13 protein-coding genes and 3 pseudogenes are annotated in these 16718 nt (G+C 65.3%); 15 read left to right on the top strand and 1 reads right to left on the bottom strand.

Translation table 11 applies throughout. The features are described 5' to 3' along the window. Positions 1-113: 113 nt before the first annotated feature. From K7711_RS19435 to K7711_RS19395, 11 genes and pseudogenes are all read left to right on the top strand, one after another. On the top strand, positions 114-998 hold the full coding sequence (locus K7711_RS19435; RefSeq protein WP_222970808.1) for a helix-turn-helix transcriptional regulator: 885 nt from the start codon (positions 114-116) through the stop codon (positions 996-998). Positions 999-1184: 186 nt separating this feature from the next. Beyond that, positions 1185-2264: an MFS transporter gene (locus tag K7711_RS19430; RefSeq protein ID WP_222970807.1), complete on the top strand. Its 1080-nt coding sequence runs from the start codon at positions 1185-1187 to the stop codon at positions 2262-2264. 437 nt (positions 2265-2701) lie between these two features. Then, positions 2702-2917, top strand: a pseudogene (locus K7711_RS47680) (SDR family NAD(P)-dependent oxidoreductase); the annotation flags it as partial. A gap of 58 nt (positions 2918-2975) precedes the next feature. Beyond that, complete coding sequence (locus tag K7711_RS47675) at positions 2976-3503, top strand: SDR family NAD(P)-dependent oxidoreductase (protein ID WP_308014825.1); 528 nt, start codon at positions 2976-2978, stop codon at positions 3501-3503. Between the two features lie 90 nt (positions 3504-3593). Then, the gene (locus K7711_RS19420) at positions 3594-4559 is read left to right on the top strand and encodes an aldo/keto reductase (RefSeq protein WP_222970806.1); all 966 of its coding nucleotides are present in this window, start codon (positions 3594-3596) and stop codon (positions 4557-4559) included. A 325-nt stretch (positions 4560-4884) separates the two neighbouring features. After that, positions 4885-5344 (top strand): annotated as a pseudogene (locus K7711_RS19415) (transposase); the annotation flags it as partial. Positions 5345-5568: 224 nt separating this feature from the next. After that, positions 5569-5811, top strand: a pseudogene (locus K7711_RS49325) (IS110 family transposase); the annotation flags it as partial. 41 nt (positions 5812-5852) lie between these two features. Beyond that, the gene (locus K7711_RS47670; RefSeq protein ID WP_235747377.1) at positions 5853-6254 is read left to right on the top strand and encodes a hypothetical protein; all 402 of its coding nucleotides are present in this window, start codon (positions 5853-5855) and stop codon (positions 6252-6254) included. A gap of 268 nt (positions 6255-6522) precedes the next feature. Next, positions 6523-9789, top strand: a complete 3267-nt coding sequence (locus tag K7711_RS19405; protein WP_222970804.1) for a protein kinase domain-containing protein — start codon at positions 6523-6525, stop codon at positions 9787-9789. A 709-nt stretch (positions 9790-10498) separates the two neighbouring features. Further along, entirely contained in the window at positions 10499-10819 is a 321-nt protein-coding gene (locus tag K7711_RS19400) for a hypothetical protein (RefSeq protein ID WP_222970803.1), read from the top strand. A 315-nt stretch (positions 10820-11134) separates the two neighbouring features. Further along, positions 11135-12049 (top strand): mycofactocin-coupled SDR family oxidoreductase, encoded by a 915-nt coding sequence (locus tag K7711_RS19395; protein ID WP_222970802.1) that lies wholly within the window; start codon positions 11135-11137, stop codon positions 12047-12049. A 434-nt stretch (positions 12050-12483) separates the two neighbouring features. Here the strand turns inward: K7711_RS19395 and K7711_RS19390 are convergent, their stop codons facing one another. Beyond that, entirely contained in the window at positions 12484-12663 is a 180-nt protein-coding gene (locus K7711_RS19390) for a hypothetical protein (protein WP_222970801.1), read from the bottom strand. 250 nt (positions 12664-12913) lie between these two features. Between K7711_RS19390 and K7711_RS19385 the strand changes: the two genes are divergently transcribed. The 4 genes from K7711_RS19385 to K7711_RS19370 all read left to right on the top strand — a co-directional run bounded on the left by K7711_RS19385 (position 12914) and on the right by K7711_RS19370 (position 15960). Beyond that, positions 12914-14020, top strand: a complete 1107-nt coding sequence (locus tag K7711_RS19385) for an AbrB family transcriptional regulator (protein ID WP_222970800.1) — start codon at positions 12914-12916, stop codon at positions 14018-14020. Between the two features lie 74 nt (positions 14021-14094). Next, a complete protein-coding gene (locus K7711_RS19380) occupies positions 14095-14823 on the top strand; it encodes an enoyl-CoA hydratase-related protein (RefSeq protein WP_222970799.1) in 729 nt (242 codons plus the stop codon). A 14-nt stretch (positions 14824-14837) separates the two neighbouring features. Then, positions 14838-15449: a PaaI family thioesterase gene (locus tag K7711_RS19375; RefSeq protein ID WP_222970798.1), complete on the top strand. Its 612-nt coding sequence runs from the start codon at positions 14838-14840 to the stop codon at positions 15447-15449. Between the two features lie 79 nt (positions 15450-15528). After that, positions 15529-15960 carry an acyl-CoA thioesterase gene (locus tag K7711_RS19370; protein WP_222970916.1) on the top strand — a complete coding sequence of 144 codons (432 nt, stop codon included), beginning with the start codon at positions 15529-15531 and terminating at the stop codon, positions 15958-15960. The last annotated feature ends 758 nt before the right edge of the window (positions 15961-16718 follow it).

The following is a 16718-nucleotide window of genomic DNA, read 5'->3' as shown; positions in this document are numbered from 1 at the left end:
CGGCAGATCGGGGCACTTGATGAGAACCCGGCGATGACCTGTGTGGGAGTCCGTGCTGTGAGGGGCACTGGCAAGGACCCCCACCTGCGACGGAGAGTCCCTACGCTGGACGTATGGACAACCGGGACGAAGTCAGCGCATTCCTCCGATCCCGACGGGACAAGGTCGCGCCTGAGCAGGCGGGTTTGCCCGTCTATGGGCAGCGGCGAGTGCCCGGGCTGCGTCGGGGCGAGGTGGCGATGCTCGCGGGGGTGAGTGTCGAGTACTACACCCGCCTGGAGCGCGGCAACCTAGCCGGTGCCTCGGACGGTGTCCTCGACGCTCTCGCCCAGGCCCTGCGCTTGGATGACACCGAGCGCATGCACCTGTACGACCTGGCCCGGGCCGCCGGGCCAGGTCCCAGGATGCGGGCCAGGCGTAGGGAGGCCCGGCCAATGGTGCGGCCGAGTGTGACGCGAATCGTTGAGGGCATACCCGAGCTGCCCGCGTTTGTTGCGAACAAGCAGTTCGACATACTGGCCGCCAATGCCATGGGCCGAGCGCTGTATTCGGAGATGTACGCAGACCGGACCTGCGCGGCGAACACCGCCCGGTTTGTGTTCTTCAATCCGGAGGCTCGCCGCTTCTACGCCGACTGGGAGCGCATCGCTCACGCCGCCGTCGGTGGGTTGCGTATCGAGGCTGGCAGGAATCCCTACGACCGGGAATTGTCGAACCTGATCGGTGAACTGTCGACCCGCAGCGACGCCTTCCGCGTGTTGTGGGGCTCCCACGACGTGTACATCTTCCGTGAGGGCACCAAGCACTTTCGCCATCCAGTAGTCGGCGACCTAGAGCTCAATCACGAGCGGATGGATCTATCCGACGAGAGCGGATTGAACGTCGTCGTCTACAGCGCACCGACCGGCTCCGCGGCCGAGGACGGCCTGAAACTACTTGCCAGCTGGTCCGCCACCGCTGGCCAGACGCGGGAGGCCGACAGCGAATTCCAGGGTTGATCGCCGGTCAGCGGCCTTGGAGGGCCCTCTTCCCTGGCCTTAGGGTCCCTGACGGTACCCCTCACCGCAGGGACTCCCGGGTCAGGGTCGATTCGCGTTGCATTGTGAGTGCCCCGATGTACGGGGCCTGGCCCAGTGGAGTCCATCCAGCTCCCCACCCGGCCGTCCGAGGGAAGGAGCACCGCCATGATCGGCACTCAGGGGCCAACAGGCTCCTACAAAGCGGTCGAGAAGCTGCTGGCCGACGGCCGGGTGCGGGCGATCGGCGTGTGCAACCACAACCCAGGCCACCTGCGGACCTTTGTTGACCGCACGGACGTCGTCCCCTCGGTCAACCAGATCGAGCTGCACCCGTACTTCACCCAATTCCCGGTGTGGGACGCGAACGCGGCCCTCGGCGTGGTCACCCAGTCCTGGTCGCCGCTGGGCGGGGTGAACATGTATCGGGAGAGCGGCCGCAAGGCCACCAAGAGTCCCCTCTCCCACGTCACGATCACCGAGATCGCTGCCTGGCATCGGAAAACGCCAGCGAAGGTAATCCTGCCCGGGCACCTCCAGCACGGTCTGGCCCCGATCCCGAAATCCGTCCGAGCACACCGCATCGCGGAGAACTTCGACGTCTTCGACTCCAGCTCTCGGCAGACGAGACCGCCGCGATCGACGCTGGCGACACCGGCGTTCGCGGCGGCCCCGCCCCCGACGCGGTGCGGCTCGGCGACTACTGCTGACGCTACGCACCCGCCCACACCACCTGAAGGTCGTCGTCTCCACATGTCTGATCCCCCGGACAAGTTCACCAACATGTCGTTCGTCGTAGGCTTGCTGGCGCTCGGCACATTCCTGATGGGCACCATCGAGTTCGTCATCGCCAGCATCCTGCCCGAGATGGCCTCCGTTCTCGGCGTCAGCGTTTCCCAAGCCGGTCTGCTGATCACCGCGTTCGCGATCGGCATGATCGTCGGCTCACCGGCGATGGCAATCGCCACCTTGGGCCTGCCTCGACGTCCCACCCCGGTCCTGGCCTTGGTCGTCTTCGCCGTCGGGCACGTGATCGCCGCGCTCAGCTCCTCCGTCACTGTCGCCTTCACCCCGCGCGCGCTCACCGCGCTGGCGACCGGCGCCGTGTGGTCGGTGTCCTCCGTCGTAGCCGCCGCTGCCCCGCCCTCCGCCCGGTCATGCGCTCTCGGCGCGATGCTGAACGGAGCGAGCCTGGCCACGGTGGTCGGTGTGCCGGTCGGCTCCCGGGCCGGTCAGGCGATCGGGTGATGCAGTGCGTTCTGGGCCCTGGCCGTCCTTGCCACGCTCGCCGCTGTGGCCATCAGCCGCTTCGTGTCGGCCGAGGCACACTGCCGAACGGTATCGGTACGCTCCGAGATTGCCGCACTCGGTCAGGCCGGCTGTGGCTGTCGATGGCTGTCACCGGCGGGTCCCATGGCGACCTTCACCTAGATCTCACCACTGCTGACCGACCGGGCAGGCATCGCCGCGGGCGCCGCGCCACCCGCACGGACACCCCGAAGTCCTCCGCCCTCGACACGGACGGTGAAACGGCGTCCGCAGCCGCTGACCCGTACGCAGCCATATGACCACCACCGGACGCGCTACCCCTACCCCGCCTTGCGGGTGATCAACCGGCGCGCCAGACGGCGCGCTCCCCCTCACCAGGAGACACGCATGAGTAAGATCTACTTCGTCACCGGGTCGTGGCCACCGGCCCCAGCCCTGAGAAGGTCGAGGCGACCTTGGGCGGCCCCCAGGACAACCTGCTCGTCACTCGGCTCGACATCACCAATCCGCAGGACGCCACGAGCGCCGTCCAGGCCGCCGTCAACCGGTTCGGACGGATCGACGTCCTGGTCAGCAACGCCGCCAACTGCTACATCGGCTACTTCGAGGAGGTCTCCGACGCACAGCTGCGCCAGCAGCTGGAGACCAACCTCTTCGGGCCGATGAACGTCACCCGCGCCGCACTCGCCGTTGCTGTGCGCCCAACGCACCGGACACATCATCACCATTTCATCGATCGCTGGATTGATCGGCCAGGAGTTCGCTTCCGCCTACGCCATCAGCAAGAAGTTCGCCCTCGAAGGATGGATGGAGTCCCTGCACTTCGACGTGCAGCCCTACGGCATCCACACCGCCATCGTGGAACCCGGCTTCTTCCGCACTGAGCTGCTGGTCGACGCCTCAACCAGGTGGCCGGAGTTGACCATCGACTACTACGCCGAACGCACCGGCGCGCAGAAAAAATGGTGGCAAGCCCAGAACGGGCAGCAAGTCGGCGACCCCGCCAAGCTCGCTCGCGCCCTGCTCGAGCTCGCCCACGGCGAGCAACCACCCCAGCGCTGGGTAGGCGGCGCCGACGCCATCGATGCCGCCACGGGGAAGGTCGCCCAGCTCAAGCAGCAAGTCGAAGCACCGCGCGAACTCGGCCTAACCCTCGCCCTGGATGACGTCGAGGCTGCCACAGCCGGACCCAGCCCTCGCACGCCCCTGACCGAGTGACTTCCCAAGGGAGGCCAAGGCCAGCGCTCAGACCTCCGTGACGTCCCTATACAGACCAGACGCTCCACCCGCGAAAGGTAGGACAGATTCATGCGAACCACCACACTCGGCTTGAGGGGCCCCGCAGTCGGCGTACTTGGCCTGGGCTGCATGGGCATGACCCACGGCTACGACCTGGCCAGCCCACGAGACGAAGCCGTCATGGTTTCGGTGATCCACCAAGCCCTCGATCTGGGCATAACCCTGCTGGACACAGCCGACGTCTACGGCCCGCTCACCAACGAGGAACTGCTGGGCCGGGCCTTGGTCGGCGGTCACCGCGACCGGGCGGTCCTGGCCACCAAGGTCGGAGCTCTGCGCCGGGATGCCGACGACAACCCCGTGCCCGGCCTCAACGGCCGCCCCGAGCACATCCGCAAGTCGATCGATGAAAGCCTCGCCCGGCTTCGCACCGACCGCGTCGACCTCTACCAGCTCCACCGGGTCGACCCCGAGGTACCAATCGAAGAGAGCGTTGGGGCCCTCGCTGAAACCGTCGCCGCAGGCAAAGCGAGCCACATCGGCCTGTCCGAGGTCACCCTCGACCAGCTCCAGCGCGCCCAGGCCGTGCACCCGATCACCACCGTGCAGTCCGAGATGTCGCTGTGGACCCGACAGTGGATGGACGACGTCCTGCCCTACTGCCGCGAACAGGGCATCGCGTTCCTGCCGTACTCGCCGCTCGGGAAGGGCTTCCTCACTGGCCGTTTCACCTCCTTCGACGAGCTGCCCGCTGACGACTTCCGACGCACCCTGCCCCGGTTCCAGCAGGACGCGTTGCGCGTGAACCTGGCGATCGTCGGCAAGGTCCGCAAGATCGCCGACCGCATCGGCGCCACCCCGGCCCAGGTCGCACTCTCCTGGCTGCTGGAGCAGGGCGCGTACATCATTCCCATTCCCGGCACCAAGACGCCCAAGTACCTCAAGGACAACGCAGACGCCGCAGACGTGCAGCTGAGCGACGCAGATATGGCCGAGCTCGACGCACTGCCTACCCCCGAAGGCGGCCGCTACTGAACGGCTGCACAGCCGTGCACGACTACCGGTCCTGCATTCCAGCACTCCTTCGATGCTGACCGAGCCCCCGCCCCGGTCTAGCTACTCCAGCGGGGACGGGGGGCTGGAAGTATCCCGGAGGCGACGAGGTGCGGTGGCGACCGGGCGAGCAACTCACGGTCGCCCGGTCCTGAATAACGTCAATACGGTCGAACAGGCGAGATGCTCGGCCGCGACCTGGAAGACGCCGCACTCCGACGAGGGACTGTGGATCTAACGGTGGTTCCGGCCTGATTCGCTGAACGAAGTTCAGCGGGAAGGTGCCACTGTGACCACACTTGATCCGGTGACGAGGAAGAAGAAGCCGGTCGCGGTTTCGGCCGAGGAGTTGGCTGGTGCGGATGGCCAAGGAACAGGGATTGTCCCTGACCGGGCCCGACGGATTGCTCAAACAGTTCACCAAGACCGTCCTGGAAACCGCGTTGAACGAGGAGATGACCAATCACCTCGGGTTCGACAAGCACCAGGCGCCCGAAGATCGCACAAGTACGAACGTGCGCAACGGAACCCGCCCCAAGACGGTGCTGACCGAGTCGAGCGGTCACGTGCAGATCGAGGTGCCCCGTGATCGCGAGGGCACTTTCGAACCTCAGATCGTCAAGAAACGTCAGCGGCGGTTGACCGGTGTCGATGAGATCGTTTTGTCGTTGTATGCGAAAGGCTTGACCACCGGAGAGATCTCGGCGCACTTCGGCGAGATCTACGGCGCCTCGGTGTCGAAGGAGACTGTCTCCCGGATCACCGACATTGATGATGGGATGCGTTCCCGTCCGGGCCCTCGCTCAATCACTGACTGACGCCCTGCTGGGTTGTCCTGACCTTGGTCAGCCGGCTCGGGCGGGAACGTCCCTGAGCGCTCCGGCCGGGTAGAGATGACCTAATAGGGGCCTGGTTGCGCCTCACCAATGTCTTGTCTGCCTGTCTGTCCGGTGTGCTGTCACGACACCGAGGAGAGGCTGAACCAGCGAGGATGCCCGAGACGAACGAGATCATCGGCGGTGCCGACACACATGCCGACACCATCCATGTCGCGGTCATCTCCACCGACGGTAGGCCCGTGGCCGACCACGAGTTCGCGACCACTATGGCCGGATATCGAGCAGCCATCAAATTCCTGAACAGCCAGGGCGTTCCCCGTGTCGTCGGCGTCGAAGAAACCAGCAGCTATGGTGCTGGATTCACCAGAGCCCTTGTTGCGGAGGGAATTTCGGTCGCCGAAGTCTACCGCCCCGACAAGGCGACACGACGTCGGACGTGCTGGATGCCTATTCGGCCGCTCGGTCCGCACTGTCCGGTCATGGGGTATCCGAGCCGAAAGACGAGCGGATCGGTGTCGTGCGGGCCCTGCTCAGCGCCCGTCGTTCAGCAGTCAAGGCGCGCACCGCCTCGATCAATCAGATGAAGACCCTGCTGGTGACCGCGCCGGAGGTAGTGCGCGACCGATTCCGCAAGGTGGCCACCAAACAGCTGATCGTCGCGCTGACGCAAGGCTCGCGCCTGTGCTGCGGTTGTGTGGAAACGGCTGGCGGGTCTGCGACAACGCCGTCACAACCACTGTGGCCGAAAGTGACTGGGCAACATGGGTTTACAACAGCCTTGCCGAAGCGTTCAAGTCCACCCGGAGAATGGAGTTCGCCCGCTGCGCCCGCGTCGTAGCGAGGTTGAAGATCGTCACTTGGGTCATCGTGCTCGCACCCCGCCCGCCGGCACTCGCTGTGGCGTTAAATGCCCTGATCGGCTACGAGACTCATGGACGCCGTCTGCGCGGCGGCCGAGCCAGCCCTGTCACCTCCCTTCGAGGGAACTGGCAAAGGGATATTGTTGAGTAGATGCATCAACACGTGCGCCCAAGTCAGTTTGCGCTGGTTATGCCGTCGGGACCAGTGCGTATGGAAAGAGCCGACGGAGTAAGTAGACCGTTCGGATGGGTGAAGGTGATCCGCTAGATACTCAGCCGTACCCGCCCTCCCTGGCCGCGGATCTGGGTAGCGCCGGATTCCACGGCGCGGAGGAGATCGGACGCGGCGGTTTCGGCGTCGTCTATCGATGTATCCAGAAGGACCTGGATCGTACGGTGGCAGTGAAGGTACTTACCGTCGAACTCGACGAGGAAAGCCGGGCCCGGTTCTTCAGGGAGCAGCGCGCAATGGGCCGCCTGACCGGTCATCCGAATATCGTCAACGTTCTGCAGGTCGGCGTCACCGATAGCGGACTCCCCTACATAGTCATGCCCTACCATCCGCAGGATTCCCTCGACGCGCGGATCCGCCTTCATGGTCCGCTGCCGTTGAGCGAAGCTCTGCGTCTAGGGGTGAAGCTGGCTGGTGCGGTGGAGACTATGCATCGACTCGGCGTCCTTCATCGAGATATCAAACCTGCAAACATCCTGCTCACCGAGTACGGTGAGCCCGCTTTGTCCGACTTCGGCATCGCGCACATCGCCGGTGCCTTCGAGACCGCCACCGGTGCCATCACCGGGTCACCGGCCTACACCGCGCCGGAGGTGCTGGGCGGCGATCCACCGAGTCCGGCGGCCGACGTCTATGGCCTGGGTGCCACCTTGTTCAGTGCTCTGACAGGCGCCGCCGCATTCGAACGCCGTAGCGGGGAGCATGTCGTTGCCCAGTTTCTACGGATCGCCACGCAAGCGGCGCCCGACCTGAATGAAAAGGGGGTTCCCGACGAGGTGTCCGCGGCGATTGCACGCGCGATGTCCCACACGGTCGATGAGCGCCCGGCCACTGTCGCGGATTTCGGGGAGGAGCTACGACAACTCCAGCAAAAATACGGCTTGCCGGTCGATGAGATGGCCCTACGTGTGAAACCTGATATTGGCGTCGATTACCGAGGAGCCGCGTCGCGTGGGCGGCCACAATTCTCTGCGCACTCCGCTGTCGGCGCGACGGGAGATCTTCCCCTGGAACTGACTACTTTCGTCGGCCGCCGCCACGAACTGACCGAGACGAAGAATCTGCTCGCCCGGTCCCGGCTTGTGACCTTGACCGGGATCGGTGGTGTCGGCAAGACGCGGTTGGCGATGCGGATCGCGGCGAGGGTGCGTCGGGAGTACGCCGACGGTGTATGCCTCGTCGAGTTGGGTGAATTGCGCGACGAGGCATCATTGGCGGACGCCGTGGCCGGTGCCGTGGGATTGCGAGACCAGTCGGCGCGGCCATTCCAGGAAGTCCTGGTGGAGTACCTGGCACCGAAGGAACTCCTGCTGGTATTCGACAACTGCGAGCATATGATCGAGGCGGTCGCCGAACTCGCTGGCCTCCTGCTGCATACTTGCTCGGGGGTGCGGGTTCTGGCCACCAGCCGCGAACCCCTCGGCATCGGCGGTGAGGCGGCGCTTCGGGTCCCCCCTCTGACAGTCCCGGAACTACAGGGAGCGCTCGCGCCGCGGGAGCTGTCGAAATCTGATTCGGTGACGTTGTTCGCCGAACGCGCTGCTACCGCGGTTCCGGGATTCTCGGTCACCGACGACAATGCGGTGACGGTGGCAGGAATATGTCATCGTCTCGATGGATTGCCGCTGGCGATCGAATTGGCGGCGGCCCGGTTGCGGGCGATGTCACCCGAGCAGATCCTGCAACGGCTGACCGACCGGTACACCCTGCTTACCCGCGGTAGTCGAGGCGCACCGACGCGGCAACAGACCCTGCAGTTGTGTATCGACTGGAGCTTCGACCTGTGCGACGCCCGCGAACAACAAGTGTGGGGGTGGCTAGCAGTATTCGCAGGGAGCTTCGATCTTGATGGCGCAGAGCAGGTGTGCGGTGCCGACATTACACCGGAGGACTTGCTGGATACGCTGATGTCCCTGGTAGAAAAGTCAATTCTGATCCGTGAAGAACACGAATCGGTGGTGCGCTTCCGGCTACTCGAGACCCTCCGCGAATATGGCTACGAGAAACTCGACCTGACCGGTGAGGCGAGCGCGTTGCGTCGCCGCCACCGGAATTGGTACCAAGCCTTGGTGCTTACATCGGAAGTCGAGTGGATCAGCACACAACAGATCGATTGGATTACCCGCCTGAAACTGGAACAGCCGAACGTCCGGGAAGCCCTGGAATTCTGCATCGACGACGATCTAGCCGCCGGTCTTCGTATGGCGGCCGCGCTCTACTGGTTCTGGGGCTCCCAGGGTCTGTACAACGAGGCAAGTCGCTGGCTCAACAAACTGATCGTTCGCCAGACTGGCGTACCCACCGTCGAATGGGTGGCAGCGCTCTACTGTGCCACAGTGATGGCCGGCGTGCAGGGCCACCACGAGGACGGCGCGACTCTCGTGAAGAAAGGGCGCACGGCCATCAAGCGGACGGACGACCGAATGATGCACGCCCTCGTCGATGCCGCAGACGGCATGCTGGCCCTCTACAGAGGCGATCCCACACGGTCACACCCTCACCTCGAGGCGGCCCTGGCCGAGTTCCGCGAACAGGGGAAAAACGCACTCGAAATCAGCGTCGGGTACGCACTGGGCTTGGCCTATGGCCTGTGCGGTTTGACGCAGCAAGCCACCGAATGCTTTCAGCATGTTCTCGCGATTACCGAGAGGCGCGGCGAGCAGATGTATCGGTCCTACTCGCTGTGGGCATTAGCAATCGTTATATGGCGACAAGGTAATGCTGACCATGCGGTGCGACTGCTTGATCAATCGCTGGAGCTGGCCCGGCAAGCGCACAATCCACGTGTCGCCTCATCGTGTCTTGCAGCGCTGGCCTGGATCACTTGTGAACTACGCGACGAGTCGAGGGCTGCGGTGCTGATGGGGGCTGCGGAAGGGTTGGCGCAGTCGATGGGGACTTCTGCCGTTATTCATGCGAGTTTGCTTGTCTATCAACAGGAATGCGAGGAAGAAATACTACAGAAACTCGGCGATAAGCCATTCGAGGCGGCCCGCCGGAGGGGACGAAATCTCGGTTTCGATGGCGCGATCCGCTGCGCTCTTCGTGAGGAGCCCATGAGTGCATCGGTGTCCGCCGCAGCTGCGTCGACGCGATTGACCCGAAGGGAACGCGAAGTCGCCGATCTGATCAGCGAGGGCATGACGAATCAAGCCATCGCAGACCGCCTGGTGATCTCGGTCCGGACCGCCCAAGGCCACGTTGAGCACATATTGACGAAATTGGGATTCACCTCCCGGACACAAGTCGCAGCCTGGGTTGTGGCACAGACCCATGGTTAGTCTCCTCTAATCCCACTATGGAGGTGTCGCTGGTCACGATGCAGGCGCATAGCGGGTCGAGGGCCGTATGCATGCGAGCAGCGACGAACGCGCGACCGCTCGATGACATCGGTGTTTCCCGCTCAGATAGTGGCCGCGTTATCCGGGCAAGTGTTTCAAACAGGTCCCCGTGCACTCGAGGGTCGATGATCTGGCCGTTGGCCAGTCCAGTCATGCTCGCGTAGCCCACTACCCCTTTCCGATCGACGACTGCGGCGGTCCCCACTGAAATCGTCGTACTCTGCCCGTTGTTCGCAACGAGACCGAATTCGGATCCCTCGGGAAGCCGGACCAGTGAGAGGGTGACGTCGGTTTCGATGAACTCGACGCCGTGGTCACCCCAATTCGAGACGACATTGACCACGTCAGACACCATCGCCGCCTGTTGGAACGGGGTCGGAAGCTCACCGTTCACCACCGGGGTCGGGAAGTGCCAGGTCTGCTTGCGCTCCGCGTTCTGGTGCGGCAGAGGAGATCCCGTCCACCCCACTTTTCCGCTGTAGTAGATGCGTGGGGCAACAGGCGAGTGCCGTGCGCGCTGCCGCAGCCTTCAACCGCGAAGTATGGGCTGGAAATCATTAGGGTCCCTCTGCACCGTATTCGCGGGTTTCGCGAATCAGACCGCCACCGATGAGGCGGTGAATGTCGTGGTGTTCTGCTAGAAGCATCAGTGAGTGCACGTCACGGCTACCACTCGCTGCTGGACCAGCACATCGCCGACCGGAGACCGATTCCCGGCCACAGCGGAAGCACCAATCTTTTCGCGATGGCGCTGACGCTCGGCTGCTCACGCAAGGAGATCGAGCGGCATCGAGCCAAGATCGGCGGGGCCACAGCCATCGTCGACCTTGAGCACCGCTCCTGGTTCGACATGCCAGCCACCGCACAACTCGATGGGCGTCCCTGGATCCGCGCAGCCGTGGGCTCGCGCCGACTGCCTGACAAGCTCAGCGAGCTGACCACGATGCCGCAGGCGCAGCCCATGTCGTGATCACTTTCTAAGCTTAGTCGTGGAAGTCGGACTGTGCTAGCCGGGGGCAGTGCGGCGTGTAGCGCGGTGGTGTTGATGTTCAGGGTCGAGCTGTCGTTCCTGGCGAAGTCGGGGTGTCGCGAAAGTTCGAGCGGAGCGGCGCGGACCAGCCGTCCTTCAAAGAGCTTTCGTCGGCCGCTGTGGCCGTTGACTCACATCTAGCGTTCATTATAGGGTGCGCCCATACAGAATGATGAACACGGAATGCGTCACGCCGTCCTTGGGGTGGCCGCCGCGTCCACTTAACTTCCGCACCGGAGCGAAGGAGAACGACCAATGGGACTCATGGACGGGCGGGTCGTGCTGATCACGGGCGCGGCGCGCGGCCAGGGCCGTTCGCACGCGATCCGGTTTGCCGAGGAGGGTGCAGACGTCGTAGCGATCGACGTCTGCGCACCGATCCCCCATGCGCTGTACCCGATGGGCACCGCCGACGAGCTCGCCGAGACCGCCCACGAGGTGGAGAAGCTGGACCGGCGCTGCCTCACCTATCAGACGGATGCGCGGGACAGCGGGCGCCTGCGCCAGGTCGTGGCGGAGGCGGTCGGTGAGCTGGGCCGCCTGGACACGGTGCTGATCAACCACGGCATCGCCCGGCCCCACACCACGGACGATGAGGACACTGACGAGGTGTTCGACACGCTGGTCGAGGTGAACCTTTCGGCAGTGTGGCGCACGGCCACCGCCACTATTCCGTACCTGAAGGAGAACGGTGGCGGCTCGATCCAGGTCACCGGATCGGCGGCGTCGCTGGTCGGCATCTACAACAATGCCGGGTACACGGCGGCGAAGCATGGTCTCGTCGGACTCGTGCGCTGCCTGGCCGCCGACCTGTCGCCATTCTGGATCCGTTGCAACCTGGTGTGCCCCACCAACGTGCCCACGCCGCTGATGATGAACGAGTCCAACCTGGAGCGGTTCGTCCCGGACAATCCGAACGCTACGTTCAAGGACATGGAGTTCCCATTGGCGTCCGTAAACCAGCTGCCGCTCGCCTGGGTCGAGCCGCGGGTAATCTCGGACGCGATGCTGTTTCTGGCCGCCGACACCGGGAAGTACATCACCGGCATCTCACTCCCGGTCGATGCAGGTATGACCAGCCAGCCCCCCGGGATCACCCATTTCCTGGGCAAGCGCCTCGCCGAGCTCGCCCAGGCGGCGGGGACGACGGTCGGCCCAGCCGCGCCCTGATTCGTGACATGACCTCTGCCTGGGGCGGTCAGGCTCGAAGGAGGGGATCCACACCGAGGCCCTCCCGTGGCCACCTCTCACGACCGCGGATTTGCGCGACCGGCCGCTGACAGGGAAGGCGCCGTCGACGGAGTGCACTCGTCGATGGTCGAACTGGATGTGGCTGCCGGACGAGACGGCGATTGACCGGGATCTGTTCTCCCGTAGGCACGCGGTTATGCGCCCGGTCGTGCTGCCGCGGTCGTTGAGGTCGTGGGGCTGCTCGACCGTCATCAAGCGAGCCCTCGCACCAGCGCCATCGCGCGGCCGCCTGATGTGATCGGCAGGCGGTGTCGGCCGAGGTAGATCACAACGGCGTTGACTCCGAGTGAGCGTGACCGTGTTCGGAATCGACGTCGCGGGAGACATGCTCACGACGAAACCGCACTTTTGCGCTACTCGTCCGCAGATGCTCGTCGGCAGTGTCGGGTCGCTACGGCAGCCTGCGTCTTCTTGCGGCTTGGACAAAACGACTTCCTGGTGATCGCCGTGTGGTCGCGTTCGCGAACTGCGCTGCCCAGTTCGACAACTCGGTGCAGGTCGGCGATGCTGGCCGACTGGATCGTGGTGGTCATGATCGGTATCGGCGGGCGTCCTCGAGCGCTGGAGTGCCGCTCCGGTGTTGTGGAGGCCGCCGCCGGGATCGCTTAAATCCGAGTCGCAACCGGACATCACGCTCGGATTGACCTGCGGTTGACCGCGTCCCACGCCAACGTTATGTTCGCAATAAGGTATGTACGTTCATAAAAGAAGACGGCCTGATCGGGGTGGGCGAGGGCCGGAGAGGCCTCCACGCCCCGGACAGCGCTCGTGGACGGGAGGACGATGGAGCCGGACAACTCGCGCGGTCTCGCGGCGCGGCTCCGCGCGGTCTCTTGGTGGCGTTGGGGACTGCTGGTTGCTGCGACCATCGTGGCCACCGTGGCCCTCGGGTGGGTGGGCGTCCAGTCTCCGGCGCTGTTCGCCGGGCTGGCCGTTGGAGTGGTGCTCGCCCTCGTCGGAATCGGGCCCCGCGGCGTGCCGCGGCGAGCCTCGACCGGGGCTCAGGCGGTGATCGGGGTGACGATCGGGGTCATGGCCCGGCCGGAGACGCTCCTGACCGTGTCCGAGGGCTGGCTTCCAGTCTTGCTCGTCAGTCTAGGCACGCTGCTCATCAGCACAGCTGCCGGACTCCTGCTCGGGATCCGGCGCGGGGTGACACCGCTGACCGGAATGCTGGCCCTCACTGCGGGTGGGGCGACCGGGCTCGTCGCGATGTCCGGTGACCTGGGCGGCGACGAGCGGATCGTCGCGGTGATCCAGTACCTGCGGGTCGGGCTGGTCACCGCCACGCTGCCGCTCGCCGCAGGGCTCGCCAGTGGTGCGGTGGATGGGGTAGGCACCATCGGGCCGGGCGGCTTCGCGCCCTGGTATCTCGGGCTCGCGCTGGTGGTTGTCTGCTCGATGGTCGGCGCGCCGATGGCAGAGTGGCTGCGGATCCCTGCCGGTACACTGCTCGGTCCCATGGTCGTGGCGCTAGCTCTATCGCTGAGCGGATGGACGTTCGGCGCTGTCCCGCCGGACTTGCTGGTAAACGCGACCTACGCCGTGATCGGCTGGCAGGCCGGGCTCGTCTTTACCCGGGAGGCATTGAGGACGGTCCTTCGACTGCTCCCTCTCGCATCCGTGCTGATCCTGGGGATCGTCGCGATGTGTGCGGGCCTGGGCTGGACTCTGTCCGCCGCAACCGGCACCAGTGTGCTCGACGGCTACCTCGCCACCACCCCCGGAGGGCTCAACGCCGTGCTCGCCACGGCCACCTCCTCCGGTGGGAACGTCGCATTCGTTGTGGCGGTCCAGGTGATTCGGGTAATCCTCATGCTCGTCGTCGCGCCGTTGTTGGCGCGCCTGGTGGGCTCCCGGCTAGGGTCCGGGCCTCCGGCGTGCGCTTGACCGTGCACGGAGATACCATATAACGTATAGGCGTTCGATATTATGAATGAAAGCTCTGCTCAGGGAGAGGTGCGATGATCCGGCACGAAAGGCTGCAGGGCGGACTGGTGTCGCAAATCGTCGTGGACCGGCAGGAGCGGCGCAACGCATTGGATCCGGAGCACTGGTCGGCGTTGACTTCCGCGATCGCGGAGGCGCGCGAGCAAGGCGCGCGGGCTGTGGTCCTCACCGGTGCGGGCTCGACCTTCTGCGCGGGGGGTGACCTCAACTCGGACCCAGCGGAGACCGGCGCGAGGTTGGAGGATGCCTTCGAGGCGATCCGCCGATCACCGGTGCCAGTGCTCGCTCATCTCAACGGCCCGGCGATCGGCGCGGGTGCCCAGCTGGCCGTCACCTGCGACCTCAGGGTAATGAGCCCGGCGGCCGACTTGCGGGTCCCTGCCGCCGCGATCAGCCTCCCGGTCAGCCCCGGCACGATCCGCCGGATCGTCGCTCTCGCTGGCGTTGGCGCGGCGCGTGCCATGCTGATCGGGGGGGACGTGCTGAACGCCGACCGTGCTTTTGCGCTCGGCCTCGCCGACCGAGTCGGCGAGCTCGCGGTCGCAGTCGAGTGGGCCGGGCGGATTGCGGGGTACGCGCCGCTGTTGGTCGCCTACTTCAAGGAGCAGCTGCAGGTCGAGGATCTCCCGGGGGATGCCTGCGAGTTCGAAGCGACCATCGGCTGGGTGAGACAGACGGAGGACTACGCCGACAGCGTGGCGGCGCGCAGGGAGCGACGCCGGCCCGTTTTCGTCGGACGCTAGGCCGTGCTGGCAAAATGAACGACTCGGAAGGACTGGCGATGCCCCCGGAAACGTTGCGCAAGCCCACCACCGACGAGCTGATCGCCCGGCTCGGGGATCTGCAGGGGTACCTGGCCGACACCGGTCTCGGTGCGGTGCTGCGCACCATGGTCGACGATCGGCTGCGGGCGATCGAGGGGCTGCTGCGCATCGGTGTCGGGACGTCGGCGGCGGATGGTGCGGACCTCACAGCGACTTCCCGCTCGGATTTCCTTCCAGACCATGTCGTTGACGGACTCGACGCCGAGTCGGTACGGGGCCGGGTCACATTCGCCGACTTCTACCACGGCAGCCTGGGCGTGGTGCACGGTGGCGCGACCGCGCTGCTGTTCGACCACGTACTCGGGCTGGTATCGCTTGGCGGTGGGCGGGACGAGACCCGCACGGCTTACCTGCACGTGGACTACCGCGCGATGGCGCCGCTCGGCGAGGAGCTCACATTCTCCGGCGGGATAGACCGGGTCGACGGACGCAAAGTGTTCCTGGCGGGGGAACTCTGCCGGGGTGACGTCGTCGTCGCGCAGGCACAGGCCCTCTTCGTCACCCTGCACCCTGACGTGGGGGCGACCACGCGCGGCAGCGACTGAGGACGAACCGACACCTAGTGCAGTGGGAGGATCCGTGTTCGACCCGATTCTCGAAGGACGTGCCCGGCATCGCTTGTCGATGACCGTGCTGATGACACCCGACATGGCCAACTTCTCCGGGCACGTGCACGGAGGACTCGTCCTCAAGCTCCTCGACCAAGTGGCGTTCACCTGCGCGAGCCGGTACGCCCAGTCCTATGTGGTCACCCTGTCGGTCGACCGGGTGGTGTTCCGAGAGGCGATCCACATCGGTGAGCTGGTGACGTTCCAGGCGTCCGTCAACTACACCGGCCGGACGTCGCTCGAGGTCGGGATCCGGGTGACCACCGAGGACATCCGACTGCACCAGGTGCGACACACAAACAGCTGCTACTTCACCATGGTCGCGGTCGATGACGAGGGCCAGCCGACGCCCGTCCGCGCGCACGTCCCAACGACGGACGAGGAGCGGCGCCGCTGGCGGGACGCGGAGAGGCGGCGTGAGCTGCGGCGCGCGGCAGAGGTCGACTGAGGCGACGACGAGCGACCGGCCCGCGTTCGGGGATTCTGAATCACTGCTCCTGTGCGGAGGCAGAAGCCTCGACGTGGACCGGCGGCAACTGCTCAAGGAGCAGACACTGCCACGGGGCTGGATCGCGGGGCAGAAGAGGGACGGCTTACGGTTATCCTCTTGGTAAACCCAAGCTTGGGCAGACTCCAGTCCCGCCAGGATACGGATCTCTCAGCGGTTGCCTTACCCGACGTCGCCACCGCGGCCTCCGAACTCCTCCATGCCTCATATCGGACGGTGAGCTCGTCGTCCTTGCGAAGGGGGCCGGAGTTCTTGTCAGCGGCGGGTGAAATCTTGTTGCTGGTCGGCCGAGTCGATGGCGGCGGGGTCGGTCATGATCGAGCTGACGGCTCGTCGGACGGACGGAGGTTTGCGCGGCGGTTGGTGAATGCGCGCGGTCGTGCGGAATTGGTGCATGTAACGGCGGACGAGGGTTGGGCGGCCGCGGTAGGCGCGTGCGGTGATTTCATCGAAGAGCACGGCGACTTGGGCGCATCCGGCGTTCCAGCGTTCATGCAGGTAAGGTTTGAATTCGTTGAGCAGGCTGGGCCCGTGGCTGGCTCCGTTGCGGGGTCAATAACTCATTCACTATGCCGCCGCGCGCAGCGGCGCACCGTGCCGACACGAGGCCGAGGCGGCAAATTTCCTTGATGGCAAGGCCTTCGGCGAGCAATGCGTGCACCGCGGCGTGACGTTGCCGGCGGCAATGGAGGGTCTGC

The sequence above is a fragment of the Nocardia coffeae genome (assembly GCF_019890715.1).
Taxonomy (GTDB): Bacteria; Actinomycetota; Actinomycetes; order Mycobacteriales; family Mycobacteriaceae; genus Nocardia; species Nocardia jiangxiensis.
The sequence above is the reverse complement of the archived record's forward strand: the minus strand, read 5'-3'. Positions and strand labels throughout refer to the sequence as shown.

Bases quoted from the DNA above. Each gene is read 5' to 3' on its own strand.
- K7711_RS19395 (WP_222970802.1), top strand. From the start codon at position 11,135: ATGGGACTCATGGACGGGCGGGTCGTGCTGATCACGGGCGCGGCGCGC.
- K7711_RS19405 (WP_222970804.1), top strand. From the start codon at position 6,523: ATGGGTGAAGGTGATCCGCTAGATACTCAGCCGTACCCGCCCTCCCTG.
- K7711_RS19375 (WP_222970798.1), top strand. From the start codon at position 14,838: ATGAACGACTCGGAAGGACTGGCGATGCCCCCGGAAACGTTGCGCAAG.
- K7711_RS19420 (WP_222970806.1), top strand. From the start codon at position 3,594: ATGCGAACCACCACACTCGGCTTGAGGGGCCCCGCAGTCGGCGTACTT.
- K7711_RS19430 (WP_222970807.1), top strand. From the start codon at position 1,185: ATGATCGGCACTCAGGGGCCAACAGGCTCCTACAAAGCGGTCGAGAAG.
- K7711_RS19390 (WP_222970801.1), bottom strand. From the start codon at position 12,663: ATGACCACCACGATCCAGTCGGCCAGCATCGCCGACCTGCACCGAGTT.
- K7711_RS19435 (WP_222970808.1), top strand. From the start codon at position 114: ATGGACAACCGGGACGAAGTCAGCGCATTCCTCCGATCCCGACGGGAC.
- K7711_RS19380 (WP_222970799.1), top strand. From the start codon at position 14,095: ATGATCCGGCACGAAAGGCTGCAGGGCGGACTGGTGTCGCAAATCGTC.
- K7711_RS19370 (WP_222970916.1), top strand. From the start codon at position 15,529: ATGACCGTGCTGATGACACCCGACATGGCCAACTTCTCCGGGCACGTG.
- K7711_RS19385 (WP_222970800.1), top strand. From the start codon at position 12,914: ATGGAGCCGGACAACTCGCGCGGTCTCGCGGCGCGGCTCCGCGCGGTC.